At 72.5% G+C, this 18,877-nt stretch carries 23 protein-coding genes; 7 read left to right on the top strand and 16 right to left on the bottom strand.

Annotated elements, in window-relative coordinates; genetic code table 11:
• Positions 1–105: 105 nt before the first annotated feature.
• From BLQ67_RS14510 to rpsP, 9 genes are all read right to left on the bottom strand, one after another.
• On the bottom strand, positions 106–429 hold the full coding sequence (locus BLQ67_RS14510; RefSeq protein WP_092506227.1) for a DUF2469 domain-containing protein: 324 nt from the start codon (positions 427–429) through the stop codon (positions 106–108).
• 10 nt (positions 430–439) lie between these two features.
• A complete protein-coding gene (locus BLQ67_RS14505) occupies positions 440–1,096 on the bottom strand; it encodes a ribonuclease HII (protein ID WP_231945072.1) in 657 nt (218 codons plus the stop codon).
• Positions 1,097–1,109: 13 nt separating this feature from the next.
• On the bottom strand, positions 1,110–1,826 hold the full coding sequence (gene lepB, locus BLQ67_RS14500) for a signal peptidase I (protein ID WP_092506225.1): 717 nt from the start codon (positions 1,824–1,826) through the stop codon (positions 1,110–1,112).
• 204 nt (positions 1,827–2,030) lie between these two features.
• The gene (gene rplS / locus BLQ67_RS14495; RefSeq protein WP_092506223.1) at positions 2,031–2,378 is read right to left on the bottom strand and encodes a 50S ribosomal protein L19; all 348 of its coding nucleotides are present in this window, start codon (positions 2,376–2,378) and stop codon (positions 2,031–2,033) included.
• Between the two features lie 152 nt (positions 2,379–2,530).
• On the bottom strand, positions 2,531–3,109 hold the full coding sequence (locus tag BLQ67_RS14490; protein ID WP_092506221.1) for a hypothetical protein: 579 nt from the start codon (positions 3,107–3,109) through the stop codon (positions 2,531–2,533).
• A gap of 85 nt (positions 3,110–3,194) precedes the next feature.
• Entirely contained in the window at positions 3,195–3,914 is a 720-nt protein-coding gene (trmD, locus tag BLQ67_RS14485; RefSeq protein WP_092506219.1) for a tRNA (guanosine(37)-N1)-methyltransferase TrmD, read from the bottom strand.
• Between the two features lies 1 nt (position 3,915).
• Positions 3,916–4,614: a ribosome maturation factor RimM gene (rimM, locus tag BLQ67_RS14480; RefSeq protein WP_092506970.1), complete on the bottom strand. Its 699-nt coding sequence runs from the start codon at positions 4,612–4,614 to the stop codon at positions 3,916–3,918.
• Positions 4,607–4,843, bottom strand: coding sequence for an RNA-binding protein (locus tag BLQ67_RS14475; RefSeq protein ID WP_092506217.1), 237 nt, complete (start codon positions 4,841–4,843; stop codon positions 4,607–4,609). The genes rimM and BLQ67_RS14475 overlap by 8 nt, the downstream gene beginning before the upstream one ends.
• A gap of 3 nt (positions 4,844–4,846) precedes the next feature.
• Positions 4,847–5,299, bottom strand: coding sequence for a 30S ribosomal protein S16 (rpsP, locus tag BLQ67_RS14470; protein WP_092506215.1), 453 nt, complete (start codon positions 5,297–5,299; stop codon positions 4,847–4,849).
• 204 nt (positions 5,300–5,503) lie between these two features.
• Between rpsP and BLQ67_RS14465 the strand changes: the two genes are divergently transcribed.
• A complete protein-coding gene (locus BLQ67_RS14465) occupies positions 5,504–6,601 on the top strand; it encodes a YbdK family carboxylate-amine ligase (RefSeq protein WP_092506213.1) in 1,098 nt (365 codons plus the stop codon).
• A gap of 3 nt (positions 6,602–6,604) precedes the next feature.
• On the opposite strand, the gene BLQ67_RS14460 is transcribed toward BLQ67_RS14465, so the two are convergent.
• From BLQ67_RS14460 to ffh, 4 genes are all read right to left on the bottom strand, one after another.
• A complete protein-coding gene (locus tag BLQ67_RS14460; RefSeq protein ID WP_092506211.1) occupies positions 6,605–7,273 on the bottom strand; it encodes a winged helix-turn-helix transcriptional regulator in 669 nt (222 codons plus the stop codon).
• Positions 7,273–7,707 (bottom strand): VOC family protein, encoded by a 435-nt coding sequence (locus tag BLQ67_RS14455; RefSeq protein WP_172802372.1) that lies wholly within the window; start codon positions 7,705–7,707, stop codon positions 7,273–7,275. Before BLQ67_RS14455 ends, BLQ67_RS14460 begins: the two co-directional genes overlap by 1 nt.
• Before the next feature lie 177 nt (positions 7,708–7,884).
• Positions 7,885–8,700: an LLM class F420-dependent oxidoreductase gene (locus tag BLQ67_RS14450; protein ID WP_092506207.1), complete on the bottom strand. Its 816-nt coding sequence runs from the start codon at positions 8,698–8,700 to the stop codon at positions 7,885–7,887.
• A gap of 39 nt (positions 8,701–8,739) precedes the next feature.
• Positions 8,740–10,290, bottom strand: coding sequence for a signal recognition particle protein (gene ffh / locus BLQ67_RS14445; RefSeq protein WP_092506205.1), 1,551 nt, complete (start codon positions 10,288–10,290; stop codon positions 8,740–8,742).
• A gap of 52 nt (positions 10,291–10,342) precedes the next feature.
• On the opposite strand from ffh, the gene BLQ67_RS14440 reads away from it, so the two are divergent.
• Positions 10,343–11,506, top strand: a complete 1,164-nt coding sequence (locus tag BLQ67_RS14440; protein WP_157674864.1) for a class I adenylate-forming enzyme family protein — start codon at positions 10,343–10,345, stop codon at positions 11,504–11,506.
• On the top strand, positions 11,506–12,195 hold the full coding sequence (locus BLQ67_RS14435; protein WP_092506201.1) for an ASCH domain-containing protein: 690 nt from the start codon (positions 11,506–11,508) through the stop codon (positions 12,193–12,195). Before BLQ67_RS14440 ends, BLQ67_RS14435 begins: the two co-directional genes overlap by 1 nt.
• On the opposite strand, the gene ftsY is transcribed toward BLQ67_RS14435, so the two are convergent.
• Positions 12,192–13,061, bottom strand: a complete 870-nt coding sequence (ftsY, locus tag BLQ67_RS14430; protein WP_092506199.1) for a signal recognition particle-docking protein FtsY — start codon at positions 13,059–13,061, stop codon at positions 12,192–12,194. The two genes, BLQ67_RS14435 and ftsY, sit on opposite strands and share 4 nt — an antisense overlap.
• 208 nt (positions 13,062–13,269) lie before the next feature.
• Between ftsY and BLQ67_RS14425 the strand changes: the two genes are divergently transcribed.
• From BLQ67_RS14425 to BLQ67_RS14410, 4 genes are read left to right on the top strand one after another with little or no spacing between them, the layout of a single operon-like run.
• A complete protein-coding gene (locus tag BLQ67_RS14425) occupies positions 13,270–14,580 on the top strand; it encodes a TerC family protein (RefSeq protein ID WP_407922474.1) in 1,311 nt (436 codons plus the stop codon).
• Positions 14,577–15,401 carry a DNA-3-methyladenine glycosylase 2 gene (locus BLQ67_RS14420; protein ID WP_092506197.1) on the top strand — a complete coding sequence of 275 codons (825 nt, stop codon included), beginning with the start codon at positions 14,577–14,579 and terminating at the stop codon, positions 15,399–15,401. Before BLQ67_RS14425 ends, BLQ67_RS14420 begins: the two co-directional genes overlap by 4 nt.
• Positions 15,402–15,461: 60 nt before the next feature.
• Complete coding sequence (locus BLQ67_RS14415; RefSeq protein ID WP_157674863.1) at positions 15,462–16,292, top strand: SDR family NAD(P)-dependent oxidoreductase; 831 nt, start codon at positions 15,462–15,464, stop codon at positions 16,290–16,292.
• The gene (locus BLQ67_RS14410; RefSeq protein ID WP_092506193.1) at positions 16,289–16,711 is read left to right on the top strand and encodes an NAD(+)--rifampin ADP-ribosyltransferase; all 423 of its coding nucleotides are present in this window, start codon (positions 16,289–16,291) and stop codon (positions 16,709–16,711) included. Before BLQ67_RS14415 ends, BLQ67_RS14410 begins: the two co-directional genes overlap by 4 nt.
• A gap of 126 nt (positions 16,712–16,837) precedes the next feature.
• Here the strand turns inward: BLQ67_RS14410 and BLQ67_RS14405 are convergent, their stop codons facing one another.
• On the bottom strand, positions 16,838–17,743 hold the full coding sequence (locus BLQ67_RS14405) for a DUF817 domain-containing protein (RefSeq protein ID WP_092506191.1): 906 nt from the start codon (positions 17,741–17,743) through the stop codon (positions 16,838–16,840).
• Positions 17,736–18,842: a class I SAM-dependent methyltransferase gene (locus BLQ67_RS14400; RefSeq protein WP_092506189.1), complete on the bottom strand. Its 1,107-nt coding sequence runs from the start codon at positions 18,840–18,842 to the stop codon at positions 17,736–17,738. The genes BLQ67_RS14405 and BLQ67_RS14400 overlap by 8 nt, the downstream gene beginning before the upstream one ends.
• Between the last annotated feature and the right edge of the window lie 35 nt (positions 18,843–18,877).

Below are 18,877 nucleotides of genomic sequence, written 5' to 3'. Positions count from 1 at the left end.
ACCGCTGCCCCGGCGCGAGTGTGCGCGGGGCGCGCGGATCACGCGTTGTGGAACCGCGCTCGCCCAGTCGGGCCGTGGGGGCGCAGGTGCGGAGACGCCGGAGCGTCAGCCCTCGATCGCGAGGTCCTTCGGCAGCTCGAGGTCGCGGTCCGAGAGCTCCTCGACGTTGACGTCCTTGAACGTCAGCACCCGCACGTTCTTCACGAAGCGGTCGGCGCGGTAGATGTCCCACACCCACACGTCGGTGAGCTCGAGCTCGAAGTAGAAGTCGTTGCCCGCGTCCTGGCGGGTCAGCTTCACGTCGTTCGCGAGGTAGAACCGGCGCTCGGTCTCGACCACGAACTTGAACGTGCCGACGACGTCGCGGTACTCGCGGAAGAGCTGCAGCTCGACCTCACGGTCGTAGTCGTCGATGTCCTCTGGCTCCACGGAGTCGATCCTACGCGGCGGCGGAGGCGCTCACGGCACCATCGGACTTCAGCCACGTGCGACGGTGGAGGCGCGTGGGGCCGAGCGTGCGGATCGCATCCATGTGCACGGCGGCGGCGTACCCCTTGTTCGACGCCCACCCGTAGCCGGGATGCTCGGCGTCGTGCGCGACCATGAGCGCGTCGCGCTCGACCTTCGCGACGCACGCGGCGCCCGCGACCGAGCCGCAGTCGCGGTCGGCCTTCGGGCGCAGCGTGATGGCGAGCGGCCGCCGCAGGCGCGGGCTGAGCCAGTCGTGCGAGCCGTCGAGCAGCAGCGCGCTCGAGACGACGTCGACGCCCGCGGCGTGCAGCTCCTCGAGCGCACGACGACCGGCGATCGCCAACGCGGCCATGATGCCGACGGCGTCGATCTCGGCGGCGGATGCGTGCCCGACGGCCGCGATCCCCCACTCGCGCACGATCGGCGCCGTGCGCTCGCGTGCCCTCGCCGTCATGGCCTTCGAGTCGCGCAGCCCCTCGGGCACGACGTCGCAGCGCGTGAGCGCGAACGCGCCGACGCTCACGGGGCCCGCGAGGGCACCGCGACCCACCTCGTCCATGCCGATCACGAGCGGACGCCGATCCCACAGCGCCGTCTCGACCTCGAGGGTCGGGGCGACGCTCACGCGTGCCTCAGGATCACTGGCCGCCCGCGCCGACGCCCGAGAAGACGTCGTCGTGGTCGTCGATCCACTGCCAGCGCCCGACGGGCCACGACACGACGATCGCGCGGCCGACGACGTCGGAGATCGGCACGAAGCCGCCCGTGGGCTCGTCGATGTGGGCGCGCGAGTCGGCCGAGTGGTAGCGGTTGTCGCCGAGCACCCACAGGTGCCCCTCGGGCACGACGACGTCGAAGTCGGTGCCCGACGCGGGCAGCCCCGCCTGGTCGAGCGTGATGTAGTCGGTCTCGTCGATCGGCACGTCGTTGATCGTGATCTGGCCGAAGTCGTTGCAGCAGACGACGTGGTCGCCAGGCAGGCCGATGACGCGCTTGATGAGGTAGCCGTGGCTGTCGTCGGGCGCGAGGCCCACGAACGTCAGGAACCAGTCCACGCCGCCCGCGAGGCCGTCGGGCTGGTCGACCTGCGGGTCGGGCAGCCACGCATCCGGATCCTCGAACACCACGACGTCGCCGCGCTCGAGCTGCACGAGCTCGGGCGTGAGCAGGCTCACGATGACGCGGTCGTCGACCTCGAGCGTCGTCGCCATCGACGGCGACGGGATGTAGAACGGCCGCACGAGGAACGTCTTCACGAGGAAGGAGATCAGCAGGGCCGCGAGGAAGATGACCGCGAGGTCTCGAAGGAACAGGACGATCGTCCTGGATCCGCGCCTGTCGGCAGTCGTCGCCATGTCCCGCCCTTCGCCAGCCTCCAAGCCTAGGGCCGGAACCCATGCACGATCGACGGCGCGACCATGCTTCCGCCCACTTCGTTGCGCAACCGTGCTGTTCGAGCATCGCTCACATCCGGGCGCGTCGCGCGGACCTGCGCACAAGCCCCCGGACACGACGAAGGGGGCCGGCGAACCGGCCCCCTTCGTGGATGCTGCGTCGACTCAGCGGTCGCGCTTCTCCTTGATCTTCGCTGCCTTGCCGCGCAGCTTGCGCAGGTAGTACAGCTTCGCGCGACGCACGTCACCCTTGGTGACGACCTCGATCTTGTCGATGACGGGCGAGTGCACGGGGAACGTACGCTCGACGCCGACCTGGAACGACACCTTGCGGACCGTGAAGGTCTCGCCGACGCCGCGGCCCTGACGGGCGATGACGTGGCCCTGGAACACCTGGACGCGCGAGCGCGAGCCCTCGATGATGTTCACGTGCACCTTGACGTTGTCGCCGGGGCGGAAGTCGGGGACGTCGGAGCGCAGCGAGGCCGCGTCGACGTGGTCGAGAATGTGCATGATCGTTCGCAATCCGCGGCCGCCACAGGTCGACCGCTCAGGAGAGTGGATGTCAGAGTGCGCCTGCTCGCTCCCCTGTGGCAGAGGATGCGCATGGCACAAGCGTCCATCTTGCCATACGGCGACGCACGGTCGCCACTCGCGGACGCGAGTCAGTCGGTGGTGGTGCGCTCGATGCGGATCGTGCGCCCCGCCTGCGGGCCGTCGGCGCGCTCGAACGTGGCCTTCTCGAACACGGCGTCCGGCGCGACGATCGGCCGGTGCGACACCTCGTCGACGTAGGCCTGCACGCGGGCGCGCGTCTCGAGCAGCAGCATGCGCAGCTGCACGTAGGCGATCACGAGGCCGCCGAGCACGACGAGCAGGCCGAGCACGGCCGCGAGGGCGTTGGATGCCGTGAGCGCGCCGGCGCCGACGAGGGCCGTGAGCGCGCTCGCGGCGCCCGCCCCCGTGCCGTCGACGACGAGCATGCCGAGCACGACGATCGCGAGGAGCCACGGCCCGACGACGCGCACGTCGTGCCACGTGACGGCCTTGGGGCCGCGCACCTCCTTGCGCGCGTACGTGAGCCCCGTCACGACGCCGATCTGCGCGGCGAGGAACGGGGCGAGGAGGGCGAGCGGCAGGATCGCCTGCGCGAGCGGGGCGCCGAACAGCGCTCGACCCACGAGCACCCAGACGGGCAGCACGACGACCGAGGCGATCATGATCCACAGGAACGCGCGGCGCATGGCGCGAGCGTAGCGACCGCGGGCGTCGGCGCGCCCGTGCGTTCGCCCTCAGCGACCTATGAGGCGCAGGCCCGGCGAACGGCGGTCACGACGCGTCGGCGCCCGGCAGCAGGTCGGGCCGCACGCGCCGCGTGCGCTCGACCGCCTGCGCGTGGCGCCAGGCGGCGACCTTGCCGTGGTCGCCCGACCGCAGCACGTCGGGCACGTCGAGGCCGCGCCACGACGCAGGCTTCGTGTAGATCGGGTACTCGAGCAGGCCGCCGTCGCCGTGGCTCTCCTCGACGATCGACTCGGGGTTGCCGACCATGCCGGGCACGAGGCGCGTGATGGCCTCGAGCATCGCGACGACCGCGACCTCGCCGCCGTTCAGCACGTAGTCGCCGAGGCTCAGCTCGCGCACCATCGCGCGCGACGCGACGTGCTCGGCGACGCGCGAGTCGATGCCCTCGTAGCGTCCGCAGGCGAAGACGAGGTGGGATGCGTCGGCCAGCTCGTGCGCGACGGCCTGCGTGAAGCGCTCGCCGGCGGGCGAGGGGAACACGACGATCGCCTCCGACGGCGGCGCGGACTCGTCGTGCTCGCCGAGCACGCGATCGAACGCCTCGCCCCACGGCTCGGGCTTCATGACCATGCCGGCTCCCCCGCCGTACGGGGTGTCGTCGACGGTGCGGTGGCGGTCGTACGTGAAGTCGCGCAGGTCGTGTACGTGGGTCTCGACGAGGCCCTTCTGCCGGCCGCGGCCGAGCAGCGACACGTCGAGCACCGAGAAGAACTCGGGGAAGATCGTGACGACGTCGATGCGCACGTCAGTCCTTCGCGGGGTCGGCCTCGGACGCGGGCTCGGCGTCGGCATCCGTGTCGGCCTCGGGCACCTCGGGCTCGTCGCCTGCGGGCGCATCCGCATCGGCCTCCGCCGCATCCGCGCGACGACCGGCGCCCTGGGGCTCCGGCTCGGCGTCGGCAGGGTCGGGGTCCTCGAAGAGGCCGTTCGGCGGCGTGATCTCGACGCGGCCGTTCTGCAGGTCGACCGTCGGCACGAACGCGCGCACGAACGGCAGCAGCACCTCGGTGTCGCCGTTGGCGATCACGAGCAGGTCCTGCGCAGGCATGGGGTCGATGCGGGCGATGCGGCCCACCATGACGCCGTCGCGCCACACCTCGAGGTTCGCGAGCTGATGCTGGTACCAGGCGTCGGGCTCGGTGGGCAGCTCGGTGGCGTCCTGCTCGACCCAGAGCACGGCCTTCACGAGGGTCTCGGCCTCGGATCGGTCGTCGATGCCCTCGAAGAAGCCGACGGGGTTGCCGTTGAAGACCTTGAAGTCGGTCATCGTCAGCGTCTTGCGGTGCCACTTCGACGACGTGGGCACCTGCAGCGAGAACTCGGCGCCAGCGGTGAAGCGGCGCTCGGGCTCGTCGGTGTAGAGCTCGATCTTCAGCGCACCCTTGAGGCCGTGCGCCTTGACGAGGCGACCGACGCGCAGCTGGGTGCGGGTGCGCTCAGGAATCGGTGTCCACCACGTCGACGCGGACGCGGCGCCCCTGCGCGAGCGCACCGACGACGGTGCGCAGCGCGGTCGCGGTACGGCCTCCACGGCCGATGACGCGGCCGAGGTCCTCGGGGTGCACGCGCACCTCGAGGACCTCGCCGCGCGGGGTCTCGCGCGACGCGACGGCGACCTCGTCCGGGCGATCGACGATGCCCGAGACGAGGTGCTTCAGCGCCGCAGCGAGCATGTGCTACTCGCCCTTGGTCTCGGCGTCGGCGTCGGCCGTCGCCTCGTCGGCTGCAGCGTCGTCGGCGGGAGCCGCGGGCTCCTCGGCGACGGGCTCGGCCTTCTTCTCGGCCTTGGGCTTGAGGACCGTGGCCTTCTTCTCGTCGGCGACGAACGCGACCTTGGCCTCGGGCTGCTGCACGGTCGAGACGGCGTTCTCGTCGCCCTGGAACTTGCCCCAGTCGCCCGTGAGCTTGAGGATCGCGGCGACCTGCTCGGTCGGCTGCGCGCCGACGCCGAGCCAGTACTGCGCACGCTCGCCGTCGACCTCGATGCGCGAGGGGTTCTCGGTCGGGTGGTACAGGCCGATCTCCTCGATCACGCGGCCGTCGCGCTTGGTGCGCGAGTCGGCCACGACGATGCGGTAGTACGGCGCGCGCATCTTGCCGAGGCGCTTGAGTCGGATCTTGACAGCCACAGTTCTCCTGGTGGTTCTCGTGAGGTGTGTGCACCCCTCGGGCCACGGCGGGGACGTGGGGAGGGAAGGCGGTGGGAGCCCGCCCTTCCCGTAGAGGGTGGAAGGACCGGACTCGACCCACCATTCTGGCACATCCGGGGCCATCCTTGCGTCCCGTGACGCGCACCGTGCGTCGCCGGGCACGCGCGCCCCTACGCTGGCGCCATGGACTTCGCCCCCTCGAAGCGTGGCACCCTCGGCGTCGAGTGGGAGCTGCAGCTCGTCGACCGGTCGTCGCGCGACCTCGTGGCCGCAGCGCCCGCGGTGCTCGCGCGCATCGACGACGAGCGCGTGAAGGGCGAGTTCCTGCAGAACACCGTCGAGCTCGTCACGGGCATCCACGACTCCACCGAGTCGGCGATCGCCGAGGTGCGCGAGCTGCGCGACCTCGTGCTCGACGCGGCGGATGCCGAGGGCGTCGACGTGATCGGCTCGGGCACGCACCCGACGGCGCAGTGGCGCGGCCAGCCCGTGTCGGACTCCCCCAGGTACCGCAGGCTCATCGAGCACGGCGGCTCGTGGGCCGAGCGGCTGCTGATCTTCGGCGTGCACACGCACGTCGGCATGGATCGCCCGGAGCGGCAGACCATCCCGGTGCTGCATGCGCTGCTCGACCACCTGCCGCTCATCCTCGCGCTGTCGGCGTCGAGCCCGTACTGGGCGGGCCACGACTCGGGCTACGCGTCGCAGCGCGCCATGCTCTTCCAGCAGATCCCGAACGCGGGCCTGCCGCCCGAGATGCCCGACTGGGCCACGTGGGAGCGCGTCGCGCACGACCTCGTGCACGTGGGCGCCGCGGATGGGCTCACGGAGCTGCGGTGGGACGTGCGACCGTCGCCTCGGCTCGGCACCGTCGAGGCGCGCATCGCCGACGGTGCACCGTCGCTCGCCCACATCCATGCGGTCACGGCGCTCACGCACTGCCTCGTCGAGGAGCGCATGCGCGCGATCGACGCCGGCGACGCGCCCGAGCGCATCCCGTCGTGGCTCGTGCGCGAGAACCGCTGGCGCACCGCGCGCTTCGGGCTCGACGCCGTCATGATCACGACGGCCGACGGCGCGACGATGCGCGTCGCCGAGGTGCTGCACTCGACGCTCGAGCGCCTCGAGCCGATCGCCGAGGAGCTCGGCGCGACCGAGGGCATCGCCGCGGCGGTGCAGGTGCTCGCCGACGGCGGCTCCGCTGCCCAGCAGCGCGAGGCGATGATCGCCGGCGGCATGGAGGGCGTGCTCGAGCACCTCGTGGAGACGATGCGGGCGTAGGGATCAGGCCCGGGCGAACGCCGTCGTGAACGCCCGCAGCACCCTCTCGTCGCCCTCGACGAGCGTGAGCGCGTCGTCGATCGCCGCTTTGCCCGCCAGCGCGCGCTGCAGCGCGTCGGTCGCGCGCAGCACCGCATCCGGGGCGAGCTCGCGCAGCGCGCGGGCCGCGACGCCCGCCTCCCCCGTCTCGGGGCGCTCGAGCGCGACGGTCGCGACGTCGAGGCGGTCGCCAGCGACGCGCACGCGCAGCGCGACCCCGTCGGCGAGCACGTCGACGACGAACGCCGCGTCGCCCGGCACGAACGCGGCGCGCAGGGCCGTCGTGAGCGCGTCCGACGTCACGACCTCGTCGGGCGCGGGCTCGGCGAGCGACCGCATCCCCCATCGCGCGAGCCCGAGCACGATCGGCTCGAGGTCGCGGCCGAGCGGCGTGAGCTCGTAGACGGTGCCCATGCGCTTCACGGGCGTCTTCACGGCGACGCCCGCCTCGACGAGCTCGGCGAGCCGAGTCGCGAGGATGTTCGTGGGGATGCGCGGCAGGCCCGTGCGCAGATCCCCGTAGCGCCGAGGGCCCACGAGCAGGTCGCGCACGACGAGCAGCGCCCATCGATCGCCGACGAGCTCGAGAGCCCTCGTGACGCCGTCGTGCTGCCCGTAGGAACGGGCAGCCATCAGCCCTCCTGGCCGCCCTCGGCCATGTACGCCTCGGGGCCCTGCTCGGCGGCCTTCGGGTCCATCCACATGAACTCGAAGACGTTGCCGTCGGGGTCCTGCACGGCGTGCTGCACCATGAAGCCGTAGTCCTGCGGCTCGCGCGCCTGGCTGCCGCCCGCGGCGAGCGCCTTGCCTGCGATGTCGGCGACGGCCTCGCGCGACGGCTGGCTGATCGCGAGCAGCGCCTGCGCCGTCGTGGCGGGGTCGGCGACCTGCTTCGTCGTGAACGTCTGGAAGTAGTCGCGACGCAGCACCATGAGGTAGATCTCGTCGGACACGACGACGCACGCGGCGTTCTCGTCGGTGAAGAGCGGGTTGATGCTCCAGCCGAGCGCCTCGTAGAACGCCTTCGAGCGGTCGAGGTCGGTGACGGGGAGGTTGACGAAGATCATCGTGGACACGGGGGCTCCGATCGGGTCGAGCGGCCCGTCGTCGGGTCGTCTGCCACGATGCTTGCAAAAAGCAAGTAACTCGTCAAGAGGCGGCGCGGTGGAATGTGCGCGAATCCAGCGCCTCGTGACGCTGAGCGCCTCGAGTGCCCGGATTCGCGCACATCCCGTCGCGTCGCGTCAGGCGTTCTTCGCGTCGCGCCAGTCGACGAACTGCTGGATGGCGTCGACGCCGTAGCCGTCGGGGCCGTCGTCGCCCGAGATCGACAGCGTGAAGAAGCGCGTGCCGGCTGCGTGCAGCGCCTCGAGGCGCTCCCAGCCACGGCCGCCGACGCCCTGGCGGATGCTGGCGCCGTTCGACACGACCATGTCGGAGATGTCGCGACCGACCGCATCCGCGTGCCCCTGCAGCACGTCGAGCTTGTGCTGCAGCTCGTCGGGGCCGGCGAACGAGTGCCAGATGTCGGCGTGCTGCGCGACGATGCGCAGCGTCTTGCGCTCGCCGCCGCCGCCGATGAGCACGGGGATGTCGCGCACGGGCGCCGGGTTCAGCTTGGCCAACCGCGCCTCGATGCGCGGCATGGCCTCGGCGAGCGCGCCGATGCGCGTGCCGGGCGTGCCGAACTCGTAGCCGTACTCGTCGTAGTCGCGCTCGAACCAGCCGGCGCCGATGCCGAGGATGAAGCGGCCCGACGAGATGTGGTCGAGCGTGCGCGAGACGTCGGCGAGCAGGTCGGGGTTGCGGTACGAGTTGCAGAACACGAGCGGGCCGAGCTCGACGCGCTCCGTCGCCTGCGCCCACGCCGCGAGCTGCGTCGTGCACTCGAAGTGCGCGCCGTCGGGCTCGCCGGACAGGGGGTAGAAGTGATCCCAGTTGAACACGGCGTCGACGCCCATGTCCTCGAGGCGACGCACGGCGTCGATCGACTGCTGGAAGGTGGCGTGCTGCGGCGAGACCTGCACGCCGATGCGGGTGGGGATGTCGGTGGCGACCATGGCCTCAGCCTAGGCGCGCCACCGCGGGTCGCTGGAGGGCTAGCGCCCGCCGCCGAGCATCTTCTGCAGGGCAGCCTGGTCCTCGGGGCTCATGTTCGCGAGGTCGGGCGCGGCCTGGCCACCGCCGAACACGGAGCCCTGCTGCGCCGGTGCCTGCACCGGCGTCGCGGCGCGCTTCGCGGGGTTGCCCGAGCGCTTGCCCTTCGACACCTGCTGCTTCGGCTGGCGCTTGCCCATGCCGTGCGCACCGGGGACGGGACCCATGCCGGGGATGTTCGGCATGCCGCCCTTCGCGACGGTCTTCATCATCTTCGCGGCCTGGTCGAACCGCTGCATGAGCTGGTTGACCTCGGTGACGGTCGTGCCGGCACCCTTCGCGATGCGCAGACGACGCGAGCCGTTGAGGATCTTCGACTGCTTCCGCTCGCGCGGCGTCATCGACAGGATGATCGCCTCCGTGCGGGCGAACTCGCCCTCGTCGAACCCGTCGATCGCATCCTTCAGACCGCGAGCGCCAGGCAGCATGCCGAGCATCTGCTTGAAGTTGCCGGCCTTGCGCACCTGCTGCAGCTGCTTGAGGAAGTCCTCGAGCGTGAACGAGTCGGTGAGCATCGCCTCGGCGACGCGGCGCGCCTCCTCCTCGTCGAACGACTTCTGCGCCTGCTCGATGAGGGTGAGGATGTCGCCGAGGTCGAGGATGCGGCTCGCCATGCGGTCGGGGTGGAACGGCTCGAAGTCCTCGAGACGCTCGCCCGTCGAGGCGAAGAGGATGGGGCGGCCCGTGACGCCGCGGATCGACAGCGCGGCACCACCGCGCGCGTCGCCGTCGAGCTTCGTGAGCACGACGCCCGTGAAGTCGACGCCCTCCTGGAAGGCCTTGGCGGTGGCGACGGCGTCCTGGCCGATCATCGCGTCGATGACGAACAGCACCTCGTCGGGGTCGATCGCCTTGCGGATCTTCGCGGCCTGCTGCATGAGCTCGGCGTCGACGCCGAGGCGGCCGGCGGTGTCGACGATGACGATGTCGTGCTGGCGGCTCTTCGCGAGCGCGACGCCGTCGCGGGCGACCTTCACGGGGTCGCCGACGCCGTTGCCGGGCTCGGGCGCGTAGACGGCGACGCCGGCCTGGCCGGCGACGACCTCGAGCTGCGTGACGGCGTTGGGGCGCTGGAGGTCGGCGGCGACGAGGATCGGCGTGTGCCCCTCGCCCGCGAGGTGCTTCGCGAGCTTGCCCGCGAGGGTCGTCTTGCCGGCACCCTGCAGGCCCGCGAGCATGATGATGGTCGGCGGGGTCTTCGCGAGCTCGAGGCGGCGCTGGTCGCCGCCGAGGATCGCGACGAGCTCCTGGTTGACGATCTGCACGACCTGCTGCGCCGGGTTGAGCGACGACGCGACCTCGGCTCCGAGGGCGCGCTCGCGGATGCGGGCGCAGAAGTCCTTGACGACGTCGAGCGCGACGTCGGCGTCGAGCAGCGCACGTCGGATCTCGCGGACGGTGCCGTCGATGTCCGACGGCGTCAGCTTGCCCTTCGTGCGCAGCTTCGCGAGGGAGTCGGTGAGCCGGGTGGAGAGAGAGCCGAACGCTGCCATGGTGCCTCCGATGGTACCGGCGTCGCCCATGTGCCATCGCTACCCTGACCGCATGCGCCTCCCCCTGTCGCCGCGCGACGCTCGCGCGCTCGCCCGAGCGCTGCGTCGGAGGGGGCCGACGCTCGCGGCGCTCACCGAGGCGGGCGCCCATCGGTTCGGGTCGCGCACGGCCCTCGTCGTGGGCGATGCAGCGTGGTCGTTCGCCGATCTGTGGGGCGACGCCGAGCGGCTCGCGGCGCACTGGCATCGCGAGGTGCTCGACCATCCGCGCGCCGTCGTGGCGGCGTGCGAGGGGCCGTCGCTCGTGCTGTCGGTGCTCGCCGCCGGTCGCCTGGGGCTCGACGCGTGGCTCGCGAACCCGCGCCGCGACACGGCGCTCGACCGCGTCATCCCGCGCGACGCGCTGCTCGTGCACCAGGGCGACGCGCCCGAGTGGCACGCGGGGCCGACCGTCGCCGCGAAGGATGCGCTCGAGCAGGCGCGGGTGCCGCAGCCGCGCCTCGCCGGCACGCGCCGCATCGGCCGCCTCGTGCTCATGACGGCGGGCACGACCGGCACGCCGGCGCCCCACGTGACGAAGCCGTTCGGCGTGCGCGGCATGCGGCAGCTCGAGGGGCTGCACCGCCGGGTGGGCATCGCGTCGACCGACACCGTGCTCGGCTGCTCGCCGCTGCACCACGGCCACGGTCTGCAGCTGCTCGCGGCGACCCTCATGACGGGCGCGACGCTCGTGTCGTCGCCGTACACGCGCCCGGCGACGCGGGTGCGGCTCATGCGCGAGCGCGGCGCGACGATGGTGAGCGGCGTGCCGACGCAGCTCGAGCGCCTCGTGGCTTACGTCGAGGAGTCGGGCGAGGCGCCGAGCCTGCGCCGCATCGTCGCGGGCTCCGAGCCGCTGACGCCCGAGCTCGTCGTGCGCCTCCACGCCGCGTGGGGGCCCATCGTCATGAACGCGTACGGCACGACCGAGACCGGCACCGTCGCCGTCGCGAGCCCCGACGAGGTCGCAGCGCATCCCGCATCCGTCGGTCGACCGCTGCCCGGCACCGAGATCGGCATCGTCGGGCACGCGAGGGGGTCGGATGCCGAGGGTCGCGTGTGGCTGCGCGGCGCGGGCCGCACGGTCATCACCGACGACCGCGGTCGCATCGACGACGGTCGACTCACGCTGCTCGGGCGGATGTCGCCCGAGGACGATCTGGCGATCGGCACCTGATGCCCGCTCCCGCCGCCGTCGCGATCCCCCGCGACCACTACCGCCAGCTGCTGCTGGCCGCCGGGCAGGACCTCGCGGAGGCGTCGGCGACCGAGATCGTCGCGACAGGCGCGTACGGCGGGCCCGGGCCGTCGATGGCGATGCTCGTCGCGGATGCGTTCGCCGTCGAGCCCGCTGCGGCGACCGAGCTCGTCGAGCCGTACCTGGAGGCGCTGCGCGAGCTGTGCGCCGAGCGGGGCGTCGCGGCGCCGAGCCTCGAGGTCGTGGCGTCGGGACTCGCTGCCGCGCACCATCCCCGACTCCGCGCACCGATCGATCTCGACGCGCTCGTCGCCCACCTGCTCGCGACGGTCGCACCGCAGACGATCGCGTTCGCCGCCCGCCATCGCGACGCGGTGCTCGACGGGTCGAAGGCGGTCACGGTGCGCTGGCGCGAGCCCATCGCGTCAGGGCCGGCGACGCTGACGTTCGACGGCGGCGACGAGCGGGTCGCCGCCCACGTGCGGTCGGTGACGCGCGTCGCGATCGCCGACCTGACGCCTGCCGCCGTGCACGCGCCGAACGGCACCGACATGCGCGAGTACGTCGACCTCCTGCGCTCGCGGTACTACCCGCGGATGCCCGACGACGCCGTGCTCGACGTGGTGTGCTTCCGGGTCACGGCCATGGCGCCGAAGCGCACCGCCTAGCCGACGAGCTGCTCGACGAACACGTGCGGCGTGAAGCCCGTGAGGTCGTCGATGCCCTCGCCCTGGCCGATGAGCTTGATGGGGATGCCGGTGCGCTCCTGCACGGCGAGCACGAAGCCGCCCTTCGCCGAGCCGTCGAGCTTCGTGATGACGAGGCCCGTGACGCCCGCGTGCTCGATGAACGCCTGCGCCTGCGCGACGCCGTTCTGCCCGGTGGTCGCGTCGAGCACGAGCAGCACCTCCGACACGGGCGCCTGCTTCTCGACGACGCGGCGGATCTTGCCGAGCTCGTCCATGAGGCCGCCCTTCGTCTGCAGGCGGCCGGCGGTGTCGACGATGCACATCGCGATGTCGCCCGTCTTCGCCCGCTCGACCGTCTGGAAGGCGACGGATGCGGGATCCTGCCCCTCGCGCTCGGGCCGCACGAGCTCGACGCCGGCGCGCTGCGCCCACGTCGCGAGCTGCTCGACGGCTGCGGCACGGAACGTGTCGGCAGCGCCGACCACGACCGACTGGCCGTGGCTCGCGAGGAGACGCGCGAGCTTGCCGATCGTCGTCGTCTTGCCGACGCCGTTGACGCCGACGACGAGGATGACCGCGGGGCGCTCCTGCAGCGTGAGCGTGGGGTCGTAGGCGGCGAAGCGCTCCTCGAGCCGCTCGCGCAGCATCCGCTTGAGCTCGCGCGGGTCGTCGATCACGAGCCGGTCGACGTCGGCGCGCAGCGCCTCGACGACCTCCTCGGCGATGTCGGGCCCGAAGTCGGCCGTGATGAGCGCCGTCTCGAGGTCGTCCCACGTCTCGTCGGTGATCGTCTCGCGCTGGAACATGCCTCGGAGCGCGTTCGAGATCGACCATCGCTGTGCCATGCCTCGATCGTAGGCGGTCGCATTCGTGCACAGGTCGCGCGCAGGGGCCGCGCGAGGCGGTACGATCGTCCATGCGAAGGGGAGTATCCCGGTTTCGCCGTGATTCGTCAGTACGAGCCCCGGGGCTCCGGTCACGGCGGCGTGCGTCAGCACGTGGGAGAGACGTTCGTCACACGAACGCACCCTCACGCCTCTCGAAAGGCCCTCTGTGACCCCGTATCAGATCTTCGAGATCGTCTCGCTGACGCTCCTCGTCGCCATCCTCGTCGCCGACCTCCTCATCGTGGTCAAGCGCCCGCACGTGCCGTCGATGAAGGAGGCGACCGGCTGGGTCGTGCTCTACGTGTCGCTCGCGCTCGTCTTCGCGGGCGTGCTGCTGCTCATGGGCGACGCCCAGCACGCAGGCGAGTTCGTGACGGGCTGGCTGCTCGAGTACTCGCTGTCGATCGACAACCTGTTCGTCTTCATCATCATCCTGGCGCGCTTCTCGGTGCCGAAGGAGATGCAGCAGCGGGTGCTCATGATCGGCATCCTCATCGCGATCGTGCTGCGAGGCATCTTCATCCTCGTCGGCGTGCAGCTCGTCGAGCAGCTCTCGTGGGTCTTCTACATCTTCGGCGCCTACCTCGTGTACGTCGCGTACAAGCAGGCGTTCGGCGGCGAGGACGACGCGGGCGAGAAGGACAACCTCGTCACGCGCCTCCTCAAGAGGCGCGTCAACGTCACCGACACGTGGAACGGCGGCAAGGCCACCATCACGCAGAACGGCGTGAAGTACGTGACGCCGTTCCTGCTCGTGATCGTCGCGCTCGGCACGACCGATCTGCTCTTCGCGATCGACTCGATCCCCGCGATCTTCTCGGTGACGACCGACCCGTTCCTCGTCTTCGCGTGCAACATCTTCGCCCTCATGGGCCTGCGCCAGCTGTACTTCCTGCTCGGCGGCCTGCTCGACCGCCTCGTGTACCTGCACTACGGCATCGCGGCGATCCTCGGCTTCATCGGCGTCAAGCTCGTCTTCCACGCCATGGAGGCCAACGACCTGCCGTTCATCAACAGCGGCGAGCCGATCGCCTGGGTGCCGCACATCGAGACGTGGCACTCGCTGCTCGTCATCCTCGTGTCGATGGTCGTCTCGGTCGTCGCGTCGCTCATCAAGCTGCGCATGGATGCTCGCAAGGGCGGCGACGGCTCGCTGCACATCGGCCCCTCGGGTGCCGAGCTCGGCGAGGACGGCCACTTCCACATCGTCGACGCCGCCGGCTCGTCGTTCGCACGTCCGCTCACGATCGAGCCCCGCACGCAGGGCCTCATGGTCGTGGATGCCGACGGCAAGCACGCGCCGATCACGGACTTCGACCGCGACGTGCTGCGCGAGGCCGCCGTCGAGGACATGCCCGAGGAGGCGCGCGCCGCGATCCGCGACGACGCCGCTGCGGAGTTCGAGGCCAAGGACCGCGCCGACGGCGCTGCCGCGGCCGACGCCGTGACCGACGACGGGTCCGACTCGCGCCGATGACGACGGCGCTCGATCCCGCGCCGATCCTCGCGTGGCTCGCGCCGCGCGCGATCGCCGGGATCGAGCACGTCGACGCGTCGGGCTACCGACGCACCCTGCTGACGCCGAGCGGCGTCGCCGTGGCCTCCGCCGCGGTCGACGCCGGCTCGGCGTCCGGCGTCTCGCTGGATGGCGGGGCGGATGCCGAGGCGGCGATGCGCGCGGTCTTCGCGGTCGACCTCGACACGGCCGAGGCCGACGCGCGGCTCGTCTGGGCCGCGGAACGGCACGACGTGCCGCTGCTCGCGGCGTCGGTCGCCGCCGCTCCCCTGCTGCGTGCGCCCGGCTGCGCCGACCCGCACGAGATGGTGTTCCGCGCCGTCGTCGGCCAGCAGATCTCCGTCGCCGCCGCGACGGGGCAGCTGCGGCTGCTCGCGACGCTCGGCGACGTGCTGCCCTCGCCGGTCGACGGGCTCGACCGCGTGTTCCCGACGGACGCGCAGGTCGCGGCCGGCGCCGTCGACGTGCTGCGCGGCCCGGTCGCGAAGTCCGAGGCGGTCGCTCGCGTCGCGGCGGCGCTCGACGATGGCACCGTCGTGGTCGAGCAAGGGGTCGACCTCGAGCGGATGCGCGCGCAGCTCGTCGCGCTCAAGGGCATCGGGCCGTGGACGGCCGGCTACGTGTCGCTGCGGCTCGGCGACCCCGACGTGCTGCTGCTGGGCGACTCCGCCGTGCGCGCGGGTGCGCGACGACTCGGCATCGACGACCTGCCCGGCCTCGCGGCCGACGTCACCCCGTGGCGCACGCAGCTCATGCTGCACTGCTGGCGCGCGTCGGCCTGACGCCGGCGCGGTCGCTCGCCAGCCGGTCGCCGCTCGGGAGCGCAGCCTAGGGTGACGCTCGTGACCTCGCTCGCGCGCCACCTCGCCGGCACCGTCGGTCGCCCCGTGTCGCTGCCGCGCCTGCGAGCCCGCGTCGCCGGGCGCACCGTCGTCGTGACGGGCGCGTCGCGCGGCGTGGGCGCCGAGGTCGCCCGGGTGCTGGGGCTCGCGGGCGCCGACGTCGTGCTCGTGGCACGCGGCGTCGATGGACTCGAACGCACCGCGGAGGCCGTGCGCGCTGCCAGCGGCACGGCGACGACGCTGCCCCTCGACCTGCGCGACGCCGACGCGACCGACGCCGCCGCCCACGCGCTCGCCGCGCGCTCCCCCGCCGTGCTCGTCTCGAACGCGGGGCACAGCATCCGCCGCTCGCTCGCCGACTCCGTCGACCGGGCGCACGACCTGCGCAGGCTCGCGGGCGTCAACCTGCTCGGTCCCGTCGCGCTCGCGCTGCCGATCGTCGACGCCATGGCGCGCACAGGTGGCGGGCATCTCGTGCACGTGGGGTCGGCGTCGAGCGTCGTGCCGACGCCCGGCTGGGCGGCGTACGCGGCGTCGAAGGCGGGCATGGAGGCGTGGCTCGCGTCGGCGGCGCCCGAGCTGCGCGGCCGCGGCGTCGCCGTGACGAGCGTGCGGCTGCCGCTCGTGCGCACGGCGATGGCGTCGTCGTACGCGGGCTCGCGGATGCCATCGCTGAGCGCGCAGGAGGCCGCGACCCTCGTGCTCGGCGCCATCGTCGACCGGCCGCGCATCGTGGCGCCGTGGTGGTCGCGCGTGGGCGGTGCGCTCGCGGGCATCGCGCCCGTCGCCGCCGAGCGCCTCGCGGCGCGCGGCAGTACCGTGTCCGGGTGACCGCGCCGATCGACGACCGCCCGCTCTTCCACGGCACCGCCGCCGAGCTGCCTCCTGGCGCGATGCTCACGGCCGGGTTCCGCTCGAACTACCGACCCGACGTCGTCATGCGCCACGTCTACGTGACGGCGCAGCGGGACGGGGCGGGCCTCGCCGCCGAGCTCGCGGCCGAGCTCGTGGGTCGCGGCGCGACGCCGCACGTGTACGAGGTCGAGCCCACGGGCGCGCTCGAGGACGACCCGAACGTCACCGACACGAGGTTCCCGGGCAACCCGACGCGGTCGTTCCGCACGACCGAGCCCGTGCGCATCGTGCGCGAGGTCGATGACTGGACGCGGCTGAGCCCCGAGGCGCTGCACGCCTGGCGCGAGCGCATCGTGGCGAAGGCGCCCGAGGATCGCGGCGAGATCCTGAACTGACGCGGCCGGCGCCGGCCGGACATGCGAAAGCCCCGGCCGGCTCATGTCCCGGCCGGGACTGCTGCCAGCGTGCCGTGCCCGCATGACGCGGGCGTGGACGGTCGGCGGCGTGTCGGCGAACGCGCGTCAGCGGGCGCGAGCGTCGCCCGGCGCAGCCACCGCATCCGGCGTGCGCGGACGGTGCACGAGCGTCACGAGCACGACCGAGATGATCATGAGCAGGAACCACGACACGACCTTCTGCGGCGAGACCGGCTCCCAGCCGTCGGCCTGGTTCGGATACGTCCAGGCGCCCACGGCGGTGCCGACGTTCTCGGCGATCCAGATGAACGCCGCGACGCCCACGAAGGGCACGAGCAGCGGCCAGCGCCACACGCGCACGTGCACGCGGAAGTGCATGACCGTGCGCGCCCACAGCACGAGCACCGCCACGACGAGCACCCAGCGCGCATCCCACACGAAGTGGTGCGTGTAGAAGTTCGCGTAGATCGCGGCGCCGAGCACGACCGTCGCCCACAGCGGCGGGTAGCGGGTGAAGCGCAGGTCGAACATGCGCATCGACCGCACCATGTACGAGCCGACCGCCGCGTACATGAAGCCCGAGAACAGCGGCACGCCGCCGATGCGCAGGATGCCGTCGGCCGCGTACGTCCACGAGCCCACGTCGGTCTTGAAGAGCTCCATGATCGTGCCGACGACGTGGAAGAGCACGACGACCCAGAGCTCGCGCACCGTCTCGAGCCTCGCGACGAGCATCCCCACCTGGATGCCGACGGCGATGAGCACGAGCGCGTCGTTCGGCGCGACGGCCGCGTCGGCGGGCCACCACAGGCGCACGGCGACGATCGCGACGAGGATGAGGAACCCGAAGACGCACGCCCACGCCTGCTTGAGCAGGAAGACGACGGCGTCGACGACCCACGGGCGCCAGCGGCCCGAGCCGCGCGCGAGCACCGCGTTGGCTCGGTCGTCGATCCACCGCTCGACGGCGGTGAACTCGCGAGCGTCGCCGCGCGGTGCCCGGTCAGGCACGCGTCGACGCCGTGACCGTGAAGGTGGCGTCGCGATGCACCTGCCGCGTGGCGCCGACGGCCCGCTCGAGCGCCTGCCGGTAGCGCAGGTGCCCGTTCCACACGCACCACAGCTCGCCGCCGGGCCGCAGCACCCGGCCGGCGGCCTCGAACATGCGGTGCGCCAGGCCCGTGTGCACGGCCGACTCGGCGTGGAACGGCGGGTTGAGCAGCACGACGTCGATCGAGGCGTCGGGCACGGATGCGGCAGCGTCGTCGCGCAGCGTCAGCACCGTCGCGCCGTTCGCCGCGGCGGTCGCGGCGGTCGAGCGCACGGCGGCGGCAGACCGATCCGTCGCCGTCACCGTGGCGTGCGGCTGCGCGAGCGCGACCGCGGTGGCGAGCAGGCCCGAGCCGCAGCCCAGGTCGAGCACGCCATCCGCGCGGGGCAGATCGCGGATGCGGTCGAGCAGCAGGCGCGTGCCGCGGTCGACGGTCGAGCCTGCGAAGACGCCGCCGTGCGCGACGGCAGCGAGGCCGACGTCGTCGTGGCGCACGCTGCGCGGCCAGTCGAGGGGCGGCAGGTCGGGGCGCGGAGCGCTCGCGTGCAGCACGCGCGCCTTGCGGTGCGCGAGCGTCGCGGTCACCGTCCCCAGGTGCCGCGCGAGCACGTCGTTCTGCGTGCGCGTCATGTGCTTGACGCGGCCGCCGGCGACGATGCGCACGTCGGGCGACGCGTGGCGGGCGACGAGGCCCGCGATCTCGTCGAGCGCGTCGAGCGAGCGCGGCAGCTGCAGCAGCACGAGGTGCGCATCCGCCACGAGGTCGGCGTCGAGGGCGTGGTGGGCGAAGCCGTCGAGACCCACGCGATCGGCGTTGGCGTCGAGCGCGCGCTCGCTCGTGATGGGGTCCTGGTGCACGCGCACGTGGGTCGCACCCGCGTCGAGCGCGCCCAGCGTCAGCGCACCGTGGCGGTCGCCGATCACGACGACCTCGCGGCCGGCGACGCCCTCCGGCACGGCGGTGGCCTCGGCGAGGATGAGCGCGTCGGCCGAGTCGTGCGCCTGCAGGTCGGGCGACTCGACGTCGGGCCAGCGGCGCAGGGCGTCGAGGTCGAGCATCCCTCCAGCGTAGGCGTCGGGGTGGGGGCTACCGT

It is taken from the genome of Agrococcus jejuensis (assembly GCF_900099705.1).
Classification (GTDB): Bacteria; Actinomycetota; Actinomycetes; order Actinomycetales; family Microbacteriaceae; genus Agrococcus; species Agrococcus jejuensis.
The sequence above is the reverse complement of the archived record's forward strand: the minus strand, read 5'-3'. Positions and strand labels throughout refer to the sequence as shown.